Here is a 21,442-nt window from a genome sequence, read left to right as displayed (position 1 = left end):
TGCCCCTATCTTTCCGACAACTTCCAGATCTGCTGCTCGACGCCGCCGACGGTGACGGTGCCCGCCGGCGTGAATTGATGGATGTCGTGCATCACCTCGTACACCTTCGAGGTGACGTAGATTCCCGTTTGCGTTGTGCTGCTGCGTGTTTGATAAGCCAGATTGACGGCCGCACCCCACATGTCGTAGACGATGCTGGAGCGTCCGACCAGGCCGCTGATGACGTTTCCCGTGTTGATGCCGGCCCGCAGGGCCAGGTGGTAGCCCGTCCGGGCGTTGAAGCGCGCGATGATGTCTTTCATCTCGACGGCGAATTCGACGGTGCGGTGCACGCTGTCCAGGCGGGGGAAGTTCAGCCCGCAGCTGGCGAGGTAGCCGTTGTGCAGTGTGCGAATCGGCTCGATACCAAGGTTTTCGGCCGCTGAGTCGAGTTCCCGGATCAGCTCGTCGACGATGCCCACCAATTCGCGGCCGGAAAGCTTGCCCGAGATCTCGTCGAGGCCGACGAGGTCGGCGAAGATGACGGTGACGTCCTGGTGCTCCTGGGCGATCGTCTGTTCACCCTCGCGGTAACGCTGCGCAACCGACTCGGGCATTAACGACCCGAGCAGCCGGTCGTTTTCCTTGCGCTGTTCGCCCAGCAGCCCTTCCTTGATCTGAAGTTTGCGGCTCATTTCGTTGAAAGCGGCAGTGAGTTCACCGATTTCATCGCGGGAGGTGACCGGGATCGCGACGTCGTAGTTGCCGGCGCCGATCTCCTGGGCGCCGGCCTGCAACCTGCGGATGGGCCGCACGAAGATCTGCGCGACCAGCAGCGCCGCCACACAGATCACGAAAACCATTGCGGTGGTGGTGATCACGAGCGTCTGGGTGAGCGACATGATCCGGGCGTTGGCCTCGGCGGTTTCCCTGGTCGCGACGATCGACCAGTGCAGGTCGGAATTCGGCACGGACAGTGGGGCGTAGGCCGCGAGTTCCCGGCGGCCCAGATAGCTGGTGTCAGTGAGGGTTCCGGTCTCCCCGCGTTCCGCGGCGCGCACGGCCGCGGTGGCCACGGGTTGGACGAGCGTCGTGCCGCCCCATCTGATCGCCGTGTCGACGGTGTCGGGCCGGGTTCCGGCCGCCAGCGCCTCGGTTTTGTAGCGCTGAGGGTCCTCGAGGAATAACCGTGAATCGGAGCGCATGAGGTTGTCCGGACCGGCGAGATAGGTTTCGCCGGTGTCGCCCATGCCGGCGGATTTCCACTGCTTGTCGGCGGTCATGATCCGATTCACCTTGGAGATCGGCAGGGGCAGCGCCAGCACTCCGGCCGCGCTGCCGGGTGGACCGATCGGTGCCGTCAACCATGCGATGGGCTGACCGAGTTGGGGCTGATATGGCGCAAAGTCGGTGATCCACACGAAGTTCACCGAGTTGGCGGCCATCGCCTTCTCATAGGCGTCACGCAGGTTGGATTGGCGGTACGGGCCGGTGCGGACGTTGGTACCGAGGGACGCGGATTTCCGCACGCTGTAAACCACGTTGCCGCGGGTGTCCAGCAGCAGCGCATCGCGGTACTCGAATCGGGTCGCGATCTCGCGAAAGTAGTCGTTGAAGCGCGCATTGGCGGCCGACCAGGCGCTGCCGTCGCCGGCGTCGTCGGGTGGGCCGCCCGTCTGATTCGAGGACCGACTCGCCGCCACGGTGTAGTGCGCCTGCAGGTATCTCTGTGAATTGTTGCTGGGCAACACCGCGTCGAGGGCAAGCTTCTTGCCGGTGTCGCGCTCGATCGGTTTGATCAGCCTCTCGTTGTAGAAGTCCACCAGCGCGCGTTGCTGCCCGGGGTCCACGGGGGCGGTGGCCAGCTGGTCGAAGCCGGCGGTGAACTCGTGCACCGCGTCGAGTGCGGTGGTTCCGCGGCTGTAGACGACCAGCGAATCCGACAGATCCGAGAACAGCGTCTCGATGGCCCGCTTCTGCGCCGCCCGCATCTGGGTCATCCGGTCGGTAGCCGCGGGCAACAGCGCGTTGCGGGCCGCGACGTACTCGACCGTTCCGATCACTCCCAGCGACGCCAGGCTGGACACCAGCAGCATCAGCATCACTTTGGACTGAATGCTGAATCGGGACAGCGTTCGCGGGCGTCGCCACGTCTTTCGGGCCGGGTTCTGCTCGTCCGGGGGGACCGGCTCGGTCGAGCGCCGCGACATCAAACGAGTTCGGTCAGGGATCGCGTTACGTTGAAGCGCACGCCGCAACGCCTACCCACCGAAGAGAAGATACAAACCGGTGAACGTGTAGCCGACCATCACCAGCATCATGGTCAACTGCCCGGTGAGCTGATGGCCGGCGGGCAGCAGCCGCAGGGCTTTGTCGTGGGCGGCGATCACCGCGACGATGTGCCCGGTGACCACGCAGGTCACCTTGATCGCGGCCAGCACCGGCGGGTGCATGGACAACACGTAGGCCACGTGTAAGTGCGCCAGGCCGAACAGGTTCCAGCCTCGGCCGAACGGGTCGGCCAGCGCGAACACCGCCTGCTGTCCGCGCTCCACCAAATACGACAGGTAGTGCGCGAAGATGTAGCCCACCACGATCGGGATCAGCGAATGCGCCATTTGGCCGGGCAATTCGCGGCGCCGCTCGCGGTCCACGCCGCCCGTGGCGCGCGCGGCCAGCGAAAACGTCACCGCCACAACGGAAATGAAGACGATCAGTCCGATGGTGCGCAGCGCCGACGATGCCACCGTGGGGGACACCCCGAAGTCGCGCGTGAGCCGATCGGCGAAGCCGCGCCAGGTCGGCGACGACGAGAAGCTGTCGAACGCCGTGGACCCGAGCAGCACCGCCAGCAGCACCACGACGCCCGGGCGCACCGGCAGCGACGGCAGATGGTCGAGCGGGTTCCCGACGACGACTCTGCCGGTCTCGCGATTGCGGCGAAACGGTGAGAGCCGGGAGAAGGCCATGCTGTACACGCCGAAGGGGTCGGCGCGCGCCAGCCAGCGCTGCCCGCACAGCCAGGCCCCGACGAGCATCAGCACCGCGTAGCATCCGATCCATGTCCTGATCCAGGGCAGCGACGCCGAATTCGGGCTGGCCAGCTCCATCCAGACGAAGGCGAACAGGCCCACCGCGGCGGGCCGGTAGCCCCAGCCTTCCGGGTAGGACAGCCGCGGACGTCCGAGCCGCTGCGGCGTGACGCGCCGCAGCAGCAGGTAGATCGTGCGCATGGGCGAAATCACCCGCCACACCGGCCCGACGGCCAACGACAGCGTCACCAACCCGACCCACAGCAGCACGTAGAACGCGCCGAGCAGGGCGTTGGACTCCGAGTCGGGACCCCATATCCCGGCCGCCACCGCCCACAGCGCGAACGCCAGCGCCAGCGCCGCGGCCGTCGCGCGGCTCGCCCGGGCGTCGACGAACGTCGTCAGCGCCGCCGGCAAGGCCCGGCCCGGCTTGAGTGGGTCAAACCGCGGCTGTCGCCACGCGAACGCGACCAGGGCAAAGGTGAACGTCAGCGCCCATGCCGCCCCGACCATTGCGTAGGCGTACGGCACCGGAAGGTCACCCGAGCCGCCGAGACCGTGCGCGAGCACCACCGCCGCGGGGGCGGAGGTCACGGCTGCACTTGGATGGTGGCGATAGTGCGGTCCAGATGGTGCAGTTCCACCGCGACGTTGCCGGGCACGTCGACCGCGAACTCGAACGTCTGGTGGGGCGCCGCCGCGACCTGGAACTTGTGATCGGGCGTCGAATGCACGTGCAGCTCGTCGGTGGCATCGCTGGTCACGTGCAGGGTGATCTGCTGGCGCACCTTGGCCTGCAGCGTGGCGTTGGTCGGGGTCACCTGCCCGTTGGCGATCGTGACGTCGATGACCAGGGGCGCCGCCGGCGACTTGTCGGTGGAACCGCCGCAGCCGACCAGGCCGCAGACCAGCGCCGCCACCCACGCCGCGAGGAGAGTGCCGCGAATCGTCATCGCCTTACGCCGCCCGGGGGACCGGCTGCTTGTCCTCGGCGGGTTCCGGCTCGGTGACGGCGTTGCCGAGCCGCCCGGCGCCCCACGTCAGGCCGGCGATCACCATCAGCGTCATGAACAGCACCACGATCGAGCCGGCGGTGAACAGCCACACCGGCGCGTTCTGGTCGCGTTCGCGCTGCAGGATCGTGATCTCCTGCACGAACGGGCGGTTCATCGCCGACAACGCCGGAACCTCGGGCGCCGGGATCGCCTCGTCGGCCGGTTCGTAGATCGGCACCGCGGTCATCGTGTAGCCGTCCTGAACCCGCAGCAGCGTCTTCCACGTGCCCCACACCGGAAGCGGTTGCGTCGACCGGTAATGGCCGGGACCCACCTTCTCGAGCTCGTCGATCTGTAGACCGCGGTTGTTCTCCATCCGGCCCTGCCAGGACAGGATCGTCACCCACTCCGGATGCTGGCTGACCATGTCGGCCGGTGCGAGTTGGATGTCGGCCGACACCATGCGATGCCCGGGGGCGGCGGGCAGCTCGGTCAGCGTGATGGCGGCGTTGTTCTGGCGCGGCACCACGATATGCAGGCCGTTGGCCACCGCGCCGCCGATCACCAGCACCGTGACGACCACGACCGAGATGCCGGCGGCGCGGCCCGGGAGCCGCTGGCCGGTGAGCACCATGCCGAACAGCGCGCCGCACATTCCCATCAGCACCGCGACCGGCACCGCCATGGCCAGGGCCTCGCCCCACATGCTGGCCGGCCACGGGTAGTGGTAGACCGCGCCGATCCACAGCGATTCCAGCCACAGCCCGACGGTGCCCACACCGAGGCCCGCGACGGCCCCAAACGCGATGGGGCGCTTGAGCAGCGGGGTCAGGGCGATCAGCTCCACCGCGAGCGCGGGGCCGAGGTACAGGGGGAACCAGTTGATCGGGGCCCCCAGGATCGGCCCGACCAGCAATGCCACGCCGCCGCGCAGGGCAATCGCAAAGACGGCCGCGATCAGGGCCGCCCCGCGCCCCATGGTGATGCGGGCGGCGACCGCCGCCAGCGCCGCCGCGGCGGCGATCATCATGGGCTGCAGGACGAGGCGGAATTGCTCGACGCCGAAGTCGTATTCGATCTGATAGACCGACAAGCCGATGAACATGCCGCCGAACGACAGGTAGCGCAGGAACGTGATGAACGCGCCGTGCAGCACGTCGGCACCCAGTTGGGCCTCGCCCTCGCGCTCCAGCATCAACACCGCGAACAGCGAAAAGCAGGCGCCGCCGATCATCATCAGATGCGTTGGGCCCCAAAGGGTTACGTCCTGGCCGAAGATGCGGTGCCAGATGTCGTCCAGCGGGAACCCGATCAGCGCGTACAGCCCGCAGCCGGCCATCAGCACTCCGCCGACCGGGGCGTGCCAGTTACGGGTGATGCGCACGGCCGCCGGGCCGGGCTTGTCGAACGGCAGGACGACCGCCGTCATCCCGCCCAGGAAGATCCCGAACAGTCCGATGATGATGAAGTAGTGCGCCGGGTTGGCCAGCGGGCCGGGGTCGCGGCCGTTGCCGATATGCCAGCTGACGTCCCAGATGAACCCGAACAACGCGCAGATGATCGACGTGGTGAACACCAGCACCGGCAGGGCGACCCAACTGGGCCGGTGGAACTTCTCGCCCACCTTGTCCGCGACCCGGGCCAGCCATGTGATGCGATGCGTGCGGTGGGCGTGGCCCACCCACAGCATCAGCAACGTGATCACCACGGCGGCGATCGAGAGACCGATCACCTGGTCCAACCCCGCACCGCGCGCCGGTGCCTCAGCAACAATCGTCAGTTCATCCGACCGCATCGTCGTGCCTCCCAACCGCGCCGGGCCGCCCCGGAGGATCCGATAGAAGTCAACCGCTTATTACTGTCAAGTAGGTTTCGTGATTGATTGTTTAATGCCCAGATCCGGCGCACGTCAATCACGCTCTTGATCGGGCGTGTCGTGTTTCGCCGCGTCTGTGGTGGCCGCCGTGGTGTCGCGGCCTTCCCGGCGGTCGCGCAGCGCGATGTACAAGATCACGGCGACGACGATCACCGCAGGCAGAAACGCCGGCGCGGCCAAAAGCAGATAGTGGTGCGCCAAGTATTCGACGTGCGGGGTCACCATGGTCGTATACCCAGGGGTAGGCCGAGTTCTTCGGCCGTTACCCTACTTTGAACACCTTTTCATTCAGGCTGCCACCGGCACGGGGCAGATGTGTCCCCACGCGCGGGCACGAGAAAGAGGCAAGGGAGTACTTGGTGACTCAAGCGGCTACGCGACCGACGGCCGAAACCGGCAACGACGAGGACATCCTGGCGGTGGCCCGCCAACAGGTGCTCGAGGATGGCCAGGGCTTGAGCCGCGACCAGGTCCTGCGGGTGCTGCAGCTGCCCGACGACCGGCTCGACGAACTGCTGGCGCTGGCCCACGAGGTCCGGATGCGCTGGTGCGGCCCCGAGGTCGAGGTCGAGGGCATCATCAGCCTCAAGACCGGCGGCTGCCCCGAGGACTGCCACTTCTGCGCCCAGTCGGGGCTGTTCGAATCGCCGGTGCGCAGCGCCCGGCTGGACATCCCCAGCCTGGTGGAGGCGGCCAAGCAGACCGCCAAGTCCGGCGCCACCGAGTTCTGCATCGTCGCCGCCGTCCGCGGGCCCGACGAGCGGTTGATGGCCCAGGTCGCGGCCGGCATCGAGGCGATCCGCAACGAGGTCGAGATCAACATCGCCTGCTCGCTGGGGATGCTGACGGCCGAGCAGGTGGAACAGCTCTCGGCCATGGGTGTGCACCGCTACAACCACAACCTCGAGACCGCGCGCTCGTACTTCACCAACGTCGTGACCACCCACTCCTGGGAGGAGCGCTGGGAGACGCTGTCGATGGTGCGCGACGCCGGCATGGAGGTGTGTTGCGGCGGGATCCTCGGCATGGGCGAAACCCTCGAGCAGCGCGCCGAATTCGCCGCCGAACTCGCCGAACTCGAACCCGACGAGGTCCCGCTGAACTTCTTCAACCCGCGGCCCGGCACGCCGTTCGGCGACCTGGAGGTGCTGCCGGCCAGCGAGGCGTTGAAGTCCGTCGGCGCATTCCGGCTGGCGCTGCCGCGCGTCATGCTGCGCTTCGCCGGCGGCCGCGAGATCACCCTGGGCGACCTCGGCGCCAAGCAGGGCATTCTGGGCGGCATCAACGCCGTCATCGTCGGCAACTACCTGACCACGCTGGGTCGTCCGGCCGAGGCCGACCTGGAATTGCTCGGCGACCTGCAGATGCCCCTCAAGGGCCTCAACGCCAGTTTGTAAGCCGGCTCGCCGCGGCTAGGTTGGACACTTGTGGTTGGCGATCTGGGCGCTGCGGTCAGCGCCGGCGTCTACAACGTCTACACCGGGGAATTAGGGGGCACCGCCGTGCCGACAGCGGCCCAGTTGGGTCTTGAGCCGCCCCGGTTCTGCGCGGCATGCGGGCGCCGGATGGTGGTGCAGGTTCGGCCCGACGGTTGGCGGGCGCGCTGCTCGCGGCACGGCGAGGTCGACTCCGCCGACCTGGAGACGCAACGGTGAGCGAGCACGCCAAGACGGATGCCCCGGATGCCACCGACCCCGCCTCGGTGCCCCGCCGGGCACGGGCGCGCGCGTTCCTGCTCGTCGGCGGGGGCTCGGCGGCGACCGGTCTGCTCATCGGTGCGCTGTGGGCGTGGATCGCGCCGCCGATCCGCGCCGTGGTGGCACTGACCCGCTCGGGTGAGCGGGTTCACGAGTATCTGGGCAATGAGTCCGAGCATTTCTTCGTCGCACCCGCGCTGATGCTGGGCCTGTTGACCGCGCTGGCGGTGGTCGCTTCGGTGTGGGCGTGGCAGTGGCAACAGCACCGCGGCCCGGGCATGGTCGTTGCCCTGTCGCTCGGCTTGCTGACCGCCGCTGCCGTCGCGGCGGCCGTCGGGGCCGCGCTGGTGCGGCTCGGCTACGGCGCCCTGGACTTCGATGCGGTACCGCTGGGCAAGAGCCCGTCCGTCGCGTACGTCACCCAGGCGCCGCCGGTGTTCTTCTCCGACCGTCCGTTGCAGATCGCGGTGAGCCTGCTGTGGCCGGTCGGCGTCGCCGCGCTGGTGTACGCCGTGCGGGTGGCCGCGGACGCCCGTGACGACCTGGGCGCGCTTCCGCCGGCGGCTAAGCCGTCCGATGCGCTGCCGGTGGCAGGGGGCGGCGCGGCGGAAGCGACCGTGTCATAGCGGGCGGCGGCGAATCCTGCGGCCCGTGACCACCTTGGCCGCGATCTTGAGCAGCCGGGCCATGCCGACGTAGGTCATCGGGTTGAACATCGTCGGCCAGGTGGTTCGCACCAGGTGCTCGGTCAGCGGGCGGCCCTCGAAGCGATCCGTCAGCCAGCGCAACGTCATCGGCGCCGACAGTGGGTGCAGCATCATGTGCTCGTTGAACGCGTCGCGGTGGTAGGTGACCCGCGCGCCGCCCGCCGAATACGCGTCGGCCAGCACGTCGATGTCGTGCACGTCGATCAGGTAGTCGTGCACGGCCTGCACGATCAACACCGGGGGCGTCGGGACCGCGGCGCCCAGCTTGATGTGGTCGAAGACGTACGTGACTTCCGGGGTGGACAGGATTTTTTCGAGCGGCTCGTCGAGGTAGTCGCCCATGTTCTTGCCGGCCATACGCACGACCGCCCCGACGGTCGTCATCTTCTCCAGCGAGTCGAGCAGGGCGCGCCCCTCCTGGTTGGTGTGCTCCCTGATCACCCGGTCCAGGTCGGGATAGATGTGCGCGAGCGCGGCCACCACCAGCGCGGGCAAGCCCGACAGGAAGCTGCCGTTGAGCCGGCGGAAGGTGTTGCCCAGGTCCCCGACGGGCGAGCCCAGCACCGCACCCACGATGTCGAGTTCGGGCGCGTATTCGGCGCACACTTCGGCGGCCCACGCGCTGGCCAGGCCGCCCCCGGAATAACCCCACAGCCCGATCGGGGCCGAGTTGGACAGCCCGAGACGCCCCGAGCTCAGCGCGGCCCGGATGCCGTCCAGGACGCGGTAGCCGGGCTCAAACGGCGCCCCCCACAGGCCGCGCAGGCCCTCGTGGTCGGGCACCGAGACGGCCCAGCCCTCGGCGACGGCGGCGGCGATCAGGAAAAGCTCGAACTGGCCGATCGCCCCGAACGCCTTCGCCCGGCGCCGCAGCGCATAGGACGGGAAACAGCGCGAGGACACGGCGTCGATCGCGCACTGGTACGACAGCACCGGGCAGGGCCGCCCGGGAGCGAGGTCGGCCGGGACGATCACCGTCGTCGCGGTCGCCTCGGGGTCGCCGTTCATGTCCATGGTCCGGTAGAGCAGCTGGACGGCCTTGATGGGCTGCGGGATCAGGCCGAGGAATGCCAGCTCGACATCGCGCGAGCGCAGCACCGTCCCGGGCTCGGCGTGCTGGAAACCCAGCGGCGGCTGGTAGAACGGGTCGTCCGGGGGCAGCAGCGGACGCACCTTGCGCTGCAGTTCCTCGTGGGGCGGCCGGGCGATCCATTCCGCGCCATGCGTGCCTGCCAGGTTGCCGAGCTCAGCCATTGAGGCTCCCTTCGTGGCCACCCGGCATTCTCGCGCACGAACAGCAGGTGGCCAAAACGTCATCGCCGCGTTGTGAGCGACTTCTCGTCACCGCGGGCAGGTCAGACCCGTCAGGGGCGCCGACCGAATTGCGCGTCGCCCGAACGACGCGTTTGTGTCAGCCTAATGGGAATCGATCGGCGTGCCGCTGATTGGGTTGCCGGCCTTGTCAGGGGATGCTCGATCACCGAGCCGCCGGCCGGTGAGCACTTTGCAAGCCTGGAGCGCTTGTCGATTCCTACGGCTAGATCGTGCCCCGGCCGGTTGGTGAGGTCGCCTGTAGCGCTTATGGGATGTCGTGCCAGATGTCGAGCACTGATCCATTAGGCCGCCGCCGGGTGCCCTTCGGCTCATCTCACACAAGAAATCGAGGAGGGCATCGGTGATCTTCATCGGAGACGACTGGGCCGAAGACCATCACGACGTGCATGTGATGAACGAGGCCGGTAAGCAGTTGGCTTGGCGGCGGCTGCCCGAAGGACTGACCGGTATCCGGGAGTTGCATGAGCTGATCGTCGCGCACGCCGAGGAACCCGATCAGGTGATCCTCGGCATCGAAACCGATCGCGGCCTGTGGGTGGAAGCGCTAAGCGCGGCCGGCTATCAAGTGTTTGCGATCAACCCGCTAGCGGTGGCCCGCTACCGCGACCGCCACCACGTCTCCGGGGCCAAGTCGGATGCTTCCGATGCCAAACTGTTAGCCGACCTGGTGCGCACCGACCGGCATAACCATCGCCGCATCGCCGGTGACAGCGCGCAGTCCGAGGCGATCAAAGTGCTGGCCCGGACCCACCAGAGCCTGATCTGGGCACGTACCCGGCAGACCAATACGCTGCGTAGTGCGTTGCGCGAGTACTACCCGGCCGCACTGACCGCGTTCGACGATTTAGGCCACGGCGACGCCTTAGGGGTGTTGGATCGCGCGCCCACCCCCGAACAGGCCGCCCAGCTTTCCCTGCCGATGCTGCAGTCCGCGCTCAAACGCGGCGGGCGTCAACGCAATATCGCCGCTCGTGCCCGCGAAATCCAAGCCGCGCTACGCTCCGAGCAACTAGCCGCACCCGCACCGGTTGTCGCGGCGTTCGCGGCCACCACGCGCGCCACCGTGGGTATCCTCGCCGAGCTCAACCACCAAATCAGAGAACTCGAAACCACACTGGCACAACATTTTGAGACACACCCGGACGCCGACATCTACCTCTCCCTGCCAGGACTCGGTGTCATCCTCGGCGCCCGGGTGCTCGGTGAGTTCGGGGACGACCCGAACAGATACACCGATACCAAGTCTCGCAAAAACTACGCCGGAACCTCACCGCTAACCGTCGCGTCGGGCAAAAAGCGCGCCGTGCTCGCCCGCCACATCCGCAACCGCCGACTCTATGACGCCATCGACCAATGGGCCTTCTGCGCCCTGTCGTCCAGTCCCGGCGCCCGAGCCCTCTACGACACCCACCGCACCGCCAAACAAAGCCACCACCAAGCCCTACGCGCCGTGGGCAACCGCCTCGTCGGCATCATGCACGGCTGCCTACGCCACCACACTCGATACGACGAACACACCGCCTGGGCCCACCGCAGGGCCGTCGCTTGACAACTTAGGAACCTGGGATGTCTAGCCGGGCAGCCCGGGCGGCCTGAGCGCGGCGAATTCATCGGTGACCCGCAACGCCGCGTCGGTGAACCGGTACAGCGCGGCCGGGCGTCCGCCGCTGCGGCCGGATTGCGCGATGGTGCCGGTCGCGGTGATGACGCCGCGCCGCGCCAGCACCCGCTGCAGGTTCGTCGCGTCGACCTGATATCCCAGCGCGGCCCCGTAGATGTCGCGCAGCGTGGAGAGCGCGAATTCCCTTGGCGCCAAGGCGAATCCGATGTTGGTGTAGGACAGTTTGGCGTTCAGTCGGGTGCGGGCGTGGTCCACCATCGGGGCGTGGTCGAAGGCCATCGGCGGCAGGCGGTTCACCGGGTGCCAGCGGGTGTCCGGCGGTAGTTCGGGGCTGGCGGGGGAGGGCACCAGGCCCAGGAAGGTGGACGCGATCACCCGGGCGCCCGGCACCCGGTGCGGGTCGGAGAACACCGCGAGCTGTTCCAGATGTGCCAGCTCCTTGAGGTCGACCTTCTCGGCGAGTTGGCGGCGGACCGAGGTGATCATGTCCTCGTCGTTGCGCACCTGCCCGCCGGGCAGCGACCACGCGCCGCGCTGCGGATCCTTGGCGCGCTGCCATAACAGCACGTTAAGCTGCGGTTTCGCTGTTGTGCGCCCCCGCGCAACCTCTTCGGTGACTTCCCGAACCTGGAACACGACCGCGAGCACTTCGTGGGCGGTGCTACGATGGGCCATGTTTTCGATTATAAGTCGAAAACCTCCTGGCTGAAAGGAGCCCCCATGACGGTGACCAATCGCATGGACACGCTCGCCGAAGACATGGTTGCCGACATCACGGATTCACCCACCGGCTACGCCGGCGTGGTCGCTGACGCGCAGTGGGCCGCAGAGATTCGCCGACTGGCGAAATTGCGCGGCGCCACCGTGCTCGCGCACAACTACCAGCTGCCCGAGATCCAGGACGTCGCCGACCATGTGGGCGACTCGCTGGCGCTGTCGCGGATCGCCGCCGAGGCGGCCGAGGACACCATCGTGTTCTGCGGTGTGCACTTCATGGCCGAGACGGCCAAGATGCTCAGCCCCGACAAAACGGTGCTCATCCCGGATCAGCGCGCCGGCTGCTCGCTGGCCGATTCCATCACCGCCGACGAGCTGCGCGCCTGGAAGGACGAGCACCCCGGCGCGGTCGTCGTCTCCTACGTCAATACCACGGCGGCGGTCAAGGCGCTCACCGACATCTGCTGCACGTCGTCCAACGCGGTCGAGGTGGTCGAGTCCATCGACCCGGACCGCGAGGTGCTGTTCTGCCCGGATCAATTCCTCGGCGCCCACGTGCGCCGGATCACCGGCCGCAAGAACCTGCACGTGTGGGCCGGCGAATGCCACGTGCACGCCGGGATCAACGGCGACGAACTGGGCGACCAGGCCCGCGCGAACCCCGACGCCGAACTCTTCGTGCATCCCGAATGTGGTTGCGCCACTTCGGCGCTGTACCTCGCCGGCGAGGGCGCCTTCCCCCCGGATCGGGTGAAGATCTTGTCCACCGGCGGCATGCTCGACGCCGCGAATCAGACCGACGCGCGAAAAGTGTTGGTCGCCACCGAGGTTGGCATGCTGTATCAGCTGCGGCGGGCCGCGCCGCACGTCGACTTCCGCGCCGTCAACGACCGCGCCTCCTGCAAGTTCATGAAGATGATCACCCCGGCGGCCCTGCTGCGCTGCCTCGTCGAGGGCGCCGACGAAGTCGACGTCGACCCCGACATCGCCGCGGCCGGCCGGCGCAGCGTGCAGCGAATGATCGAGATCGGGCAGCCGGGCGGTGGCGAATGACCGCCCGTCCCCAGTGGACTCATAGCGCCGACGTCGTCGTAATCGGCACCGGCGTCGCCGGATTGGCCGCCGCGCTGGCCGCCCATCGCGCCGGCCGCAGCGTCGTCGTGCTGAGCAAGGCCGATCAGGCGCGCGGCGCGACGGCGACCCACTACGCGCAGGGCGGCATCGCGGTCGTCCTGCCCGACAACGACGACTCGGTCGAGGCGCACGTCGCCGACACCGTGGTCGCCGGGGCGGGCCTGTGCGATCCCCAGGCGGTCTACTCGATCGTCGCCGACGGGTATGCGGCCGTCTCCGAATTGGTCGGCGACGGGGCGCGATTCGACGAATCCGCCCCCGGCCAGTGGGCGCTGACGCGGGAAGGCGGGCACTCGCGGCGGCGCATCGTGCACGCCGGCGGCGACGCCACCGGCGCCGAGGTGCAGCGCGCGCTCGACCACGCCGCGCGCACCCTGGACGTCCGCAGCGGGCACGTGGCCCTGCGGGTGCTGCACGACGGGGCGGCCGTCACCGGCGTCCTGGTGGGCAACCCGCAGGGATACGGAATCGTCAGCGCGCCCTCGGTGATCATCGCCAGCGGCGGCCTCGGACACCTGTACGGCGCGACCACCAACCCGGAGGGATCCACCGGCGACGGAATCGCCCTAGGCCTGTGGGCCGGCGTCGCGGTCAGCGATCTCGAGTTCATCCAGTTCCACCCCACGATGCTCTTCGCGCCCACGGCCGCCGGCGGGCGGCGTCCGCTGGTCACTGAGGCCATCCGCGGCGAGGGCGCGAGACTGATTGACCGGCAAGGGGATTCGGTGACGGCCGGTGTGCATCCGATGGGGGACCTGGCGCCCCGCGATGTCGTCGCCGCCGCCATCGACGCGCGGATGAAGGCCACCGGTGACCCGTGCGTTTTCCTCGACGCGCGCCACATCGGGGACTTTGCGAACCGGTTCCCGACGGTCACGGCCGCCTGCCGGGCCGCCGGCATCGACCCCGTCCGCCAGCCCATTCCCGTTGTCCCCGGGGCGCATTACAGCTGCGGGGGCATCGTCACCGACGTGTGCGGCCAAACCGAGCTGCCCGGGCTGTTCGCCGCCGGTGAGGTGGCTCGTACCGGGCTGCACGGCGCCAACCGGCTGGCGTCCAACAGCCTGTTGGAAGGTCTGGTGGTGGGCGGCCGGGCCGGCAAGGCGGCGGCCGCGCACGCCGCGGTGGCCGGGCCCGTCCGGGCGTTCGCGCCCGAGCCCGTCGTGCACACCGCGCCCGAGCGCGCCGAGCTGCAACGCGCGATGGGCCGCGACGCGTCGGTGGTGCGCGACGCCGCCGGGCTGAGCCGGCTGTCCGCGACGCTGTCGGGGGCCAAGGTCCGCGCCGTGGCGGGTCGCCGGGATTTCGAGGATGTGGCGCTGGCCGTCGCCGCCCGCGCGGTGACGGCCGCGGCCCTGGCCCGCACCGAGAGCCGGGGCTGTCACCACCGCGACGAACACCCGCAGACCGTGGCCGAGCAGGCGCGCAGCAACGAGCTGCGACTGGCCGACGACCAGCACTCGGTGCTGGTGGAGGCGTTGGCGGCGGTCGTATGACCTCGATGTCCGACTGTGAACTCACCGCCGCGCGCGAAACCATCCGGCGCGGTTTGGTCGAGGACCTGCGTTATGGACCCGACGTCACCACGCTGGCGACGGTGCCCGCCGAGGCCGTGGCCACCGCGTCCATGGTGCCCCGGCAGCCCGGCGTGATCGCCGGCATCGACATCGCGCTGCTGGTGCTCGACGAGGTGCTCGGCACGCGCGGCTACGAGGTCGTCGACCGCGTCGAGGACGGCGCCCACCTGCAGGCGGGCCAGCCCGTGCTCACGGTGCGGGCGGAAACCCGCGGGCTGCTGACCGCGGAGCGGACGATGCTGAACCTGATCTGCCACCTGTCGGGGATCGCCACCACGACCGCGCAGTGGGTGGCCGCCGTGCACGGCACCAAGGCCAAGGTGCGCGACACCCGCAAAACCCTGCCGGGCCTGCGGGTACTGCAGAAGTATGCGGTCCGCGTCGGCGGGGGCGTCAACCACCGCCTCGGGCTCGGCGATGCCGCGCTGATCAAGGACAACCACGTGGTGGCCGCGGGTTCGGTGGTCGACGCGCTGCGCGCGGTGCGCGACGCGGCACCGGATCTGCCGTGCGAGGTGGAAGTGGATTCACTCGAGCAGCTCGACGAGGTGCTGCCCGAAAAACCCGAGCTGATTTTGCTGGACAATTTCCCGGTGTGGCAGACGCAGATGGCGGTGCAACGCCGGGATGCGCGCGCGCCCGCGGTGCTGCTCGAGTCGTCCGGCGGCCTGAGCCTGGAGAACGCCGCGGCCTACGCCGGGACCGGCGTGGACTACCTGGCCGTCGGCGCGCTGACGCATTCGGTGCGGGTGCTCGACATCGGCCTGGATATGTAGCGCGGCCGCATTGGGTGTGAAACCTGGGCGTTGAGTGTGAATCGTCGGCGCGATTCTTCGGCGTGTCGGCGCCGTGGCCGCACACTGAAAGCCACTGGCGCACACTCAAAGTCGGCGTGCCCCGATCTCAGGCGATGTCGGCGACGAAAACGCCGATCACGCGCAGCTGCAGGCGCGCCAACGCGGGCAGCCCGGCGCCGTCGGAGCCGGTGGGCAGGATCCGCGGGTTGATGAGGTGCAGCGTGCGGTTGCGGCTCAACTGCACGTCCGCCTCGCCGGCGGCCAGCACGTTCTTCACCCAGTTCGTCTTGCCATGGCCCAGCGCGATCGCCAGGGTGTTGCCCTTGCGGTAGGTGGTCACGATGGTCTCGTAGGGCGTGCCGGAGGTGCGACCACGATGCTTGATCGTCGCGGTCCCGGGCAGGTAGCGCACGATCGGCCTGACCGCCGGGTTGAAGTACTTGATCTGAGAGCGCTCGAACCAGGGTGGGAAGACCATCGGGACGCCGGGGGCGTGGTTGGGGTGATCCTTGGCGGACATGGGGGCTCCCTGGGTCGGCTCTATCTTTTCAGCGCGGGGTATGGCCTCTGTAGCGGCACACTACCGGTCGGATATTGATTTGAGTTCCTCTGGGACAATGGACACCGTGAGCACCACCCAGCCGTCGCCGATGGCCCGTATCGACCTGCGGGGCGCGGAATTGACGGCCGCCCGATTGCGGTCGGCGCTGCCGCGTGGCGGCGCCGACGTGGAGGCGGTGCTGCCCACCGTGCGCCCGATCGTGCAGGCCGTCGCGGAGCGGGGCGCCGAGGCCGCCCTGGATTTCGGGGCCTCCTTCGACGGGGTGCGGCCCCCGGCCGTCCGGGTGCCCGCGGCGGCGCTCGACAAGGCCCTCGCCGAACTGGACGCGGCGGTCGCCGAAGCCCTGCGCGTGATGATCGAACGCACCCGCGCGGTGCACGCTGACCAGCGCCGCACCGACGTCACGACGACACTCGGCCCCGGCGCGACCGTGACCGAACGGTGGGTACCGGTCGAGCGGGTCGGCCTGTACGTGCCCGGCGGCAACGCCGTGTACCCGTCCAGCGTGGTGATGAACGTGGTGCCGGCGCAGGCCGCCGGCGTCGCCTCGCTGGTGGTGGCCAGCCCGCCGCAGGCCCAGTTCGACGGACTGCCACACCCGACGATCCTCGCCGCGGCCCGGTTGCTGGGGGTCGACGAGGTGTGGGCCGTCGGCGGTGCCCAGGCAGTGGCGCTGCTGGCCTACGGCGGCACCGATCTCGATGGTGCGGAGCTGGCCCCCGTCGACATGATTACCGGGCCCGGCAACATCTACGTCACCGCCGCCAAGCGGCTGTGCCGTTCGCGGGTCGGCATCGACGCCGAGGCCGGGCCGACGGAGATCGCGATTCTGGCCGACCACACCGCCGACCCCGCGCATGTGGCCGCCGACATGATCAGTCAGGCCGAACACGACGAAATGGCCGGCAGCGTGCTGGTGACCCCCAGCGAAGACCTGGCCGCCGCCACCGACAAGGAACTGGCCGCCCAGTTGCGGACGACCGTGCACCGCGAGCGGGTGTCCGCCGCGCTGGGTGGGCGCCAATCGGCGATCATCCTGGTCGACGATGTGGACGCCGGCGTCAAGGTCGTCAACGCCTACGCCGCCGAACACCTGGAGATCCAGACCGCCGACGCGGCCGGCGTGGCCGGTCAAATACGTTCGGCCGGAGCCATTTTCGTCGGCCCGTACTCGCCGGTGAGCCTCGGCGACTACTGTGCGGGATCCAATCACGTTCTGCCGACCGCGGGCTGCGCCCGGCATTCCAGCGGACTGTCCGTGCAGACCTTCCTGCGCGGCATCCACGTTGTGGACTACACCGAGGCCGCGCTCAAAGACGTGTCCGGGCACGTGATCACACTCGCCGAGGCCGAGGACCTGCCGGCGCACGGCGAGGCGGTACGGCGGAGGTTCGAGCGATGACCGGGCCGCAGCAACCCACGCTGGACGACCTGCCGCTGCGCGACGACCTGCGCGGTAAATCGCCTTATGGCGCACCGCAATTGGCGGTCCCGGTGCGGTTGAACACCAACGAGAACCCGCACCCGCCCAGCAGGGCGCTGGTGGACGACGTGGTGCGCTCGGTCGCCGACGCCGCCGCCGACCTGCACCGCTATCCCGACCGCGACGCGGTCGCCCTGCGGACCGACCTGGCCGCGTACCTGAGCGCCCAGACCGGGGTTCAGCTCGGCGTCGAAAACCTCTGGGCGGCAAACGGTTCCAACGAGATTCTGCAGCAACTGCTGCAGGCGTTCGGCGGCCCGGGGCGCACGGCGATCGGGTTCGTTCCCTCCTACTCGATGCACCCGATCATCGCCGACGGCACCCGCACCGAATGGTTGCAGGCCGCCCGGGCCGACGACTTCGGCCTCGACGTCGAGGCCGCGGTGGCCGCCATCACCGAGCGCCGGCCCGACGTGGTGTTCGTCGCCAGCCCGAACAACCCGTCCGGGCAGAGTGTTTCGCTGCCGGATCTGCGGCGGCTGCTCGACGTGGTGCCGGGCATCCTGATCGTCGACGAGGCCTACGGCGAATTCTCGTCGGAGCCCAGCGCGGTGGCGTTGGTGGGGGAGTATCCGACCAAGCTCATCGTCTCGCGCACCATGAGCAAGGCGTTCGCCTTCGCGGGAGGCCGGCTCGGCTACCTGGTTGCCACGCCGGCGGTGATCGACGCGATGCTGCTGGTGCGGCTGCCGTATCACCTGTCGTCGGTCACGCAAGCCGCCGCGCGGGCCGCGCTGCGGCACGCGGACGACACGCTGGGCAGCGTCGCGGCGCTGATCGCCGAACGGGAGCGCGTCGGGGCGGAGCTGACCCGCCTGGGTTTTCGTGTGATTCCCAGCGACGCCAACTTCGTGTTGTTCGGGGAGTTCGCCGACGCGCCGGCCACCTGGCAGCGCTATCTGGATGCCGGCGTCCTGATCCGCGACGTCGGCATCCCCGGCTACCTGCGCGCCACCACCGGCCTGGCCGAGGAGAACGACGCCTTCCTGCGGGCCAGCGCTCAGATCGCCGCCACCGAACTGGCCCCCGTCAACGTAGGAGCGCCATGACCACCGTCCACACCGGACAAGCCGCCCGCCGTGCGCGCATCGAGCGCCGCACCAAGGAGTCCGACATCGTCATCGAACTCGACCTCGACGGCACCGGCCAGGTCGACGTCGACACCGGGGTGCCGTTCTACGACCACATGCTCACGGCGCTGGGCAGTCACGCCAGCTTCGACCTGACCGTGCGCACCAGGGGCGACGTCGAGATCGAGGGTCATCACACCATCGAGGACACCGCCATCGCCCTGGGCCAGGCGCTCGGCCAGGCCCTGGGTGACAAGCGGGGCATCCGCCGGTTCGGGGACGCCTTCATCCCGATGGACGAGACGCTGGCCCACGCGGCGGTCGACGTGTCCGGCCGGCCCTACTGTGTGCACAGCGGGGAGCCGGATCACCTGCAGCACACCACGATTGCCGGCAACTCGGTGCCCTACCACACCGTCATCAACCGGCACGTGTTCGAGTCGCTGGCCGCCAACGCGCGCATCGCGCTGCACGTGCGCGTCCTGTATGGGCGCGACCCACACCACATCACCGAGGCGGAGTACAAGGCGGTGGCCCGCGCGTTGCGCCAGGCGGTCGAGCCCGATCCGCGGGTGTCGGGCGTGCCGTCCACCAAAGGTGTTCTGTGACAAAGAAATCGGTCGTTGTCCTCGATTACGGATCGGGCAACCTGCGGTCGGCTCAGCGCGCGCTCGAGCGGGTCGGAGCGTCGGTCGAGGTGACCGCCGACGCCGACGCCGCGGCCGCCGCCGACGGACTGGTGGTGCCCGGCGTCGGCGCCTACGAGGCCTGCATGACGGGGCTGCGCACGATCAACGGGGACCGCATCATCGCCGATCGGGTCGCCGCCGGGCGCCCGGTGCTGGGCGTGTGCGTCGGGATGCAGATCCTGTTCGCCCGCGGCGTTGAATTCAGCGTGGAGACCCAAGGATGTGGGCAGTGGCCGGGATACGTGACGCGGCTGCAGGCGCCGGTGATCCCGCACATGGGTTGGAACGTCGTCGATTCCGGGCCCGGCAGCGTCCTGTTCAAGGGGCTCGACGCCGAGACCCGGTTCTACTTCGTGCACTCCTATGCCGCCCAGCAGTGGGAGGGGTCGCCCGAGGCGGTGCTGACCTGGGCCACCCACGAGGGGCCGTTCCTGGCCGCGGTCGAGGAAGGACCGTTGTCGGCCACCCAGTTTCACCCGGAGAAAAGCGGCGACGCCGGCGCGGCCGTGTTGAGCAATTGGGTGGAAGCACTGTGATCGCTTCCGCGAAACTGTATTCCACGACACAAACGCCGAGAGAACCCGTAGCTCATTGCAGTCTCGGTGCAAAGGAGAAAGCGTGTTGATCTTGTTGCCCGCGGTCGACGTGGTCGACGGCCGTGCCGTGCGCCTGGTGCAGGGCAAGGCGGGCAGTGAAACCGAATACGGCTCGGCGCTGGACGCCGCGCTGGCCTGGCAACGCGACGGCGCCGAATGGATCCATCTGGTCGATCTGGACGCGGCCTTCGGGCGCGGTTCCAACCGCGAACTGCTCGCGGAGGTGGTCGGCAAGCTTGACGTGCAGGTGGAGCTGTCCGGCGGGATCCGCGACGACGACTCGCTGGCGGCGGCCCTGGCCACCGGCTGCGCCCGGGTGAACCTGGGCACGGCGGCGCTGGAAAACCCGCAGTGGTGCGCCCGGGCGATCAGCGAGCACGGCGACAAGGTCGCCGTGGGCCTCGACGTCCAGATCGACAAAAGCCATCCGGCCGCCACACACCGGCTGCGGGGGCGTGGCTGGGAAACCGATGGCGGCGACCTGTGGGAGGTGCTGGAACGCCTTGACCGCGAAGGCTGTTCGCGATTCGTGGTCACCGACGTCACCAAGGACGGGACGCTGGGCGGGCCCAACCTAGAGCTGCTGGCGGCCGTCGCCGACCGCACCGACGTCCCGGTGATCGCTTCGGGCGGGGTGTCCAGCCTGGACGACCTGCGCGCAATCGCCACCCTGACTGGGCGCGGCGTCGAGGGCGCCATCGTCGGCAAGGCCCTCTACGCCGGGCGATTCACGCTGCCGCAGGCGCTGGCCGCGGTCGGAGAGTAACGACGGCATGGACTTGGACGCGTTGGTCGAGACGGCATCGGCAATCCTCGACGACGCTGCGGAACCCTTCCTCGCCGGTCACCGCGCCGACTCCGCGGTGCGCAAGAAGGGCAACGACTTCGCCACCGACGTGGACCTCGCGATCGAGCGTCAGGTGGTCGCCGCGCTGGTCGAGGCCACCGGAATCGGCGTCCACGGCGAGGAATTCGGCGGTTCGGCGGTCGACTCACCCTGGGTGTGGGTGCTCGATCCCGTCGACGGCACCTTCAACTATGCGGCCGGATCGCCGATGGCCGGGATCCTGCTCGGCCTGCTGCACCACGGCGACCCGGTCGCCGGACTGACCTGGCTGCCGTTCATGGACCAGCGCTACACCGCGGTGTCGGGCGGACCGCTGCGGAAGAACGGGGCCCCGCAGCCGCCGTTGACGGCGATCGACCTGGCCGACGCCCTCGTCGGCGCGGGATCGTTCAGCGCGGACGCCCGCGGCCGGTTCCCGGGCCGCTACCGGATCGCGGTGCTGGAGAATCTGAGCCGGGTCTCGTCGCGGTTGCGCATGCACGGATCCACCGGGCTCGACCTCGCGTACGTCGCCGACGGAATCCTCGGTGCGGCAATCAGTTTCGGTGGGCACGTGTGGGACCACGCCGCCGGAGTCGCGTTGGTGCGGGCCGCCGGCGGCGTCGTCACCGACTTGGCCGGCGAGCCGTGGAGTCCCGCGTCGGATTCCGCGGTGGCGGCAGGCCCCGCCGCGCACGCCGAGATCCTCGACCTGCTGCGCAGCACCGGCCGACCGGAGGACTACTGAC

At 69.1% G+C, this 21,442-nt stretch carries 21 protein-coding genes; 13 read left to right on the top strand and 8 right to left on the bottom strand.

Going from position 1 to position 21,442, the window contains the following annotated elements:
* Nucleotides 1–5: 5 nt before the first annotated feature.
* From AC0KS4_RS14020 to AC0KS4_RS14000, 5 genes are all read right to left on the bottom strand, one after another.
* On the bottom strand, nt 6–2,189 hold the full coding sequence (locus AC0KS4_RS14020) for an adenylate/guanylate cyclase domain-containing protein (protein ID WP_238956175.1): 2,184 nt from the start codon (nt 2,187–2,189) through the stop codon (nt 6–8).
* 51 nt (nt 2,190–2,240) lie between these two features.
* Nucleotides 2,241–3,605 (bottom strand): hypothetical protein, encoded by a 1,365-nt coding sequence (locus AC0KS4_RS14015; RefSeq protein ID WP_238956174.1) that lies wholly within the window; start codon nt 3,603–3,605, stop codon nt 2,241–2,243.
* The gene (locus AC0KS4_RS14010) at nt 3,602–3,964 is read right to left on the bottom strand and encodes a hypothetical protein (RefSeq protein ID WP_225329684.1); all 363 of its coding nucleotides are present in this window, start codon (nt 3,962–3,964) and stop codon (nt 3,602–3,604) included. The genes AC0KS4_RS14015 and AC0KS4_RS14010 overlap by 4 nt, the downstream gene beginning before the upstream one ends.
* A 4-nt stretch (nt 3,965–3,968) precedes the next feature.
* Nucleotides 3,969–5,801: a hypothetical protein gene (locus tag AC0KS4_RS14005; protein WP_238956173.1), complete on the bottom strand. Its 1,833-nt coding sequence runs from the start codon at nt 5,799–5,801 to the stop codon at nt 3,969–3,971.
* Between the two features lie 114 nt (nt 5,802–5,915).
* Entirely contained in the window at nt 5,916–6,107 is a 192-nt protein-coding gene (locus AC0KS4_RS14000; RefSeq protein ID WP_225329682.1) for a hypothetical protein, read from the bottom strand.
* Nucleotides 6,108–6,241: 134 nt separating this feature from the next.
* Here AC0KS4_RS14000 and bioB point away from each other — a divergent pair, with 134 nt between their 5' ends.
* The 3 genes from bioB to AC0KS4_RS13985 are packed head-to-tail and all read left to right on the top strand — an operon-like array spanning nt 6,242 to nt 8,205.
* On the top strand, nt 6,242–7,279 hold the full coding sequence (gene bioB, locus AC0KS4_RS13995) for a biotin synthase BioB (RefSeq protein WP_225329681.1): 1,038 nt from the start codon (nt 6,242–6,244) through the stop codon (nt 7,277–7,279).
* A gap of 30 nt (nt 7,280–7,309) precedes the next feature.
* On the top strand, nt 7,310–7,537 hold the full coding sequence (gene bsaP / locus AC0KS4_RS13990; RefSeq protein WP_225329680.1) for a biotin synthase auxiliary protein BsaP: 228 nt from the start codon (nt 7,310–7,312) through the stop codon (nt 7,535–7,537).
* Entirely contained in the window at nt 7,534–8,205 is a 672-nt protein-coding gene (locus AC0KS4_RS13985; protein WP_425326319.1) for a DUF2567 domain-containing protein, read from the top strand. Before bsaP ends, AC0KS4_RS13985 begins: the two co-directional genes overlap by 4 nt.
* On the opposite strand, the gene AC0KS4_RS13980 is transcribed toward AC0KS4_RS13985, so the two are convergent.
* Nucleotides 8,200–9,540: a lipase family protein gene (locus tag AC0KS4_RS13980; RefSeq protein ID WP_238956172.1), complete on the bottom strand. Its 1,341-nt coding sequence runs from the start codon at nt 9,538–9,540 to the stop codon at nt 8,200–8,202. The two genes, AC0KS4_RS13985 and AC0KS4_RS13980, sit on opposite strands and share 6 nt — an antisense overlap.
* A gap of 421 nt (nt 9,541–9,961) precedes the next feature.
* Here AC0KS4_RS13980 and AC0KS4_RS13975 point away from each other — a divergent pair, with 421 nt between their 5' ends.
* Nucleotides 9,962–11,170 (top strand): IS110 family RNA-guided transposase, encoded by a 1,209-nt coding sequence (locus AC0KS4_RS13975; protein ID WP_225330671.1) that lies wholly within the window; start codon nt 9,962–9,964, stop codon nt 11,168–11,170.
* Between the two features lie 21 nt (nt 11,171–11,191).
* On the opposite strand, the gene AC0KS4_RS13970 is transcribed toward AC0KS4_RS13975, so the two are convergent.
* Entirely contained in the window at nt 11,192–11,917 is a 726-nt protein-coding gene (locus tag AC0KS4_RS13970) for an NUDIX hydrolase (protein WP_225330648.1), read from the bottom strand.
* A gap of 45 nt (nt 11,918–11,962) precedes the next feature.
* Between AC0KS4_RS13970 and nadA the strand changes: the two genes are divergently transcribed.
* The 3 genes from nadA to nadC are packed head-to-tail and all read left to right on the top strand — an operon-like array spanning nt 11,963 to nt 15,446.
* Complete coding sequence (nadA, locus tag AC0KS4_RS13965; RefSeq protein ID WP_238956171.1) at nt 11,963–13,012, top strand: quinolinate synthase NadA; 1,050 nt, start codon at nt 11,963–11,965, stop codon at nt 13,010–13,012.
* Nucleotides 13,009–14,589, top strand: a complete 1,581-nt coding sequence (locus AC0KS4_RS13960; protein WP_238956170.1) for an L-aspartate oxidase — start codon at nt 13,009–13,011, stop codon at nt 14,587–14,589. The genes nadA and AC0KS4_RS13960 overlap by 4 nt, the downstream gene beginning before the upstream one ends.
* Entirely contained in the window at nt 14,586–15,446 is an 861-nt protein-coding gene (gene nadC, locus AC0KS4_RS13955; RefSeq protein ID WP_225327454.1) for a carboxylating nicotinate-nucleotide diphosphorylase, read from the top strand. The genes AC0KS4_RS13960 and nadC overlap by 4 nt, the downstream gene beginning before the upstream one ends.
* Nucleotides 15,447–15,573: 127 nt before the next feature.
* On the opposite strand, the gene AC0KS4_RS13950 is transcribed toward nadC, so the two are convergent.
* A complete protein-coding gene (locus AC0KS4_RS13950; protein WP_238956169.1) occupies nt 15,574–15,987 on the bottom strand; it encodes a nitroreductase family deazaflavin-dependent oxidoreductase in 414 nt (137 codons plus the stop codon).
* A 97-nt stretch (nt 15,988–16,084) separates the two neighbouring features.
* On the opposite strand from AC0KS4_RS13950, the gene hisD reads away from it, so the two are divergent.
* The 6 genes from hisD to AC0KS4_RS13920 all read left to right on the top strand — a co-directional run bounded on the left by hisD (nt 16,085) and on the right by AC0KS4_RS13920 (nt 21,441).
* Nucleotides 16,085–17,431 carry a histidinol dehydrogenase gene (hisD, locus tag AC0KS4_RS13945; protein ID WP_238956168.1) on the top strand — a complete coding sequence of 449 codons (1,347 nt, stop codon included), beginning with the start codon at nt 16,085–16,087 and terminating at the stop codon, nt 17,429–17,431.
* A complete protein-coding gene (locus AC0KS4_RS13940) occupies nt 17,428–18,561 on the top strand; it encodes a histidinol-phosphate transaminase (protein ID WP_225327457.1) in 1,134 nt (377 codons plus the stop codon). Before hisD ends, AC0KS4_RS13940 begins: the two co-directional genes overlap by 4 nt.
* Complete coding sequence (hisB, locus tag AC0KS4_RS13935; RefSeq protein ID WP_225327458.1) at nt 18,558–19,190, top strand: imidazoleglycerol-phosphate dehydratase HisB; 633 nt, start codon at nt 18,558–18,560, stop codon at nt 19,188–19,190. Before AC0KS4_RS13940 ends, hisB begins: the two co-directional genes overlap by 4 nt.
* Nucleotides 19,187–19,807: an imidazole glycerol phosphate synthase subunit HisH gene (gene hisH / locus AC0KS4_RS13930; RefSeq protein ID WP_238956167.1), complete on the top strand. Its 621-nt coding sequence runs from the start codon at nt 19,187–19,189 to the stop codon at nt 19,805–19,807. The genes hisB and hisH overlap by 4 nt, the downstream gene beginning before the upstream one ends.
* An 82-nt stretch (nt 19,808–19,889) precedes the next feature.
* A complete protein-coding gene (gene priA, locus AC0KS4_RS13925) occupies nt 19,890–20,633 on the top strand; it encodes a bifunctional 1-(5-phosphoribosyl)-5-((5-phosphoribosylamino)methylideneamino)imidazole-4-carboxamide isomerase/phosphoribosylanthranilate isomerase PriA (RefSeq protein ID WP_238956166.1) in 744 nt (247 codons plus the stop codon).
* Nucleotides 20,634–20,640: 7 nt separating this feature from the next.
* Entirely contained in the window at nt 20,641–21,441 is an 801-nt protein-coding gene (locus tag AC0KS4_RS13920; protein ID WP_225327461.1) for an inositol monophosphatase family protein, read from the top strand.
* The last annotated feature ends 1 nt before the right edge of the window (nt 21,442 follow it).

The sequence above is a fragment of the Mycobacterium sp. NTMscope_MAC_12 genome, from assembly GCF_976985675.1.
The sequence above is the reverse complement of the archived record's forward strand: the minus strand, read 5'-3'. Positions and strand labels throughout refer to the sequence as shown.

What these genes read in the sequence shown, in the direction of transcription:
- AC0KS4_RS14010 (WP_225329684.1), bottom strand. Translation starts at nt 3,964, where the DNA reads ATGACGATTCGCGGCACTCTCCTCGCGGCGTGGGTGGCGGCGCTGGTC.
- AC0KS4_RS14020 (WP_238956175.1), bottom strand. Translation starts at nt 2,189, where the DNA reads ATGTCGCGGCGCTCGACCGAGCCGGTCCCCCCGGACGAGCAGAACCCG.
- hisB (WP_225327458.1), top strand. Translation starts at nt 18,558, where the DNA reads ATGACCACCGTCCACACCGGACAAGCCGCCCGCCGTGCGCGCATCGAG.
- AC0KS4_RS13980 (WP_238956172.1), bottom strand. Translation starts at nt 9,540, where the DNA reads ATGGCTGAGCTCGGCAACCTGGCAGGCACGCATGGCGCGGAATGGATC.
- hisD (WP_238956168.1), top strand. Translation starts at nt 16,085, where the DNA reads ATGGACACCGTGAGCACCACCCAGCCGTCGCCGATGGCCCGTATCGAC.
- AC0KS4_RS13950 (WP_238956169.1), bottom strand. Translation starts at nt 15,987, where the DNA reads ATGTCCGCCAAGGATCACCCCAACCACGCCCCCGGCGTCCCGATGGTC.
- AC0KS4_RS13920 (WP_225327461.1), top strand. Translation starts at nt 20,641, where the DNA reads ATGGACTTGGACGCGTTGGTCGAGACGGCATCGGCAATCCTCGACGAC.
- AC0KS4_RS14005 (WP_238956173.1), bottom strand. Translation starts at nt 5,801, where the DNA reads ATGCGGTCGGATGAACTGACGATTGTTGCTGAGGCACCGGCGCGCGGT.
- nadC (WP_225327454.1), top strand. Translation starts at nt 14,586, where the DNA reads ATGACCTCGATGTCCGACTGTGAACTCACCGCCGCGCGCGAAACCATC.
- AC0KS4_RS14000 (WP_225329682.1), bottom strand. Translation starts at nt 6,107, where the DNA reads ATGGTGACCCCGCACGTCGAATACTTGGCGCACCACTATCTGCTTTTG.
- nadA (WP_238956171.1), top strand. Translation starts at nt 11,963, where the DNA reads ATGACGGTGACCAATCGCATGGACACGCTCGCCGAAGACATGGTTGCC.
- AC0KS4_RS13940 (WP_225327457.1), top strand. Translation starts at nt 17,428, where the DNA reads ATGACCGGGCCGCAGCAACCCACGCTGGACGACCTGCCGCTGCGCGAC.
- AC0KS4_RS13970 (WP_225330648.1), bottom strand. Translation starts at nt 11,917, where the DNA reads ATGGCCCATCGTAGCACCGCCCACGAAGTGCTCGCGGTCGTGTTCCAG.
- AC0KS4_RS13960 (WP_238956170.1), top strand. Translation starts at nt 13,009, where the DNA reads ATGACCGCCCGTCCCCAGTGGACTCATAGCGCCGACGTCGTCGTAATC.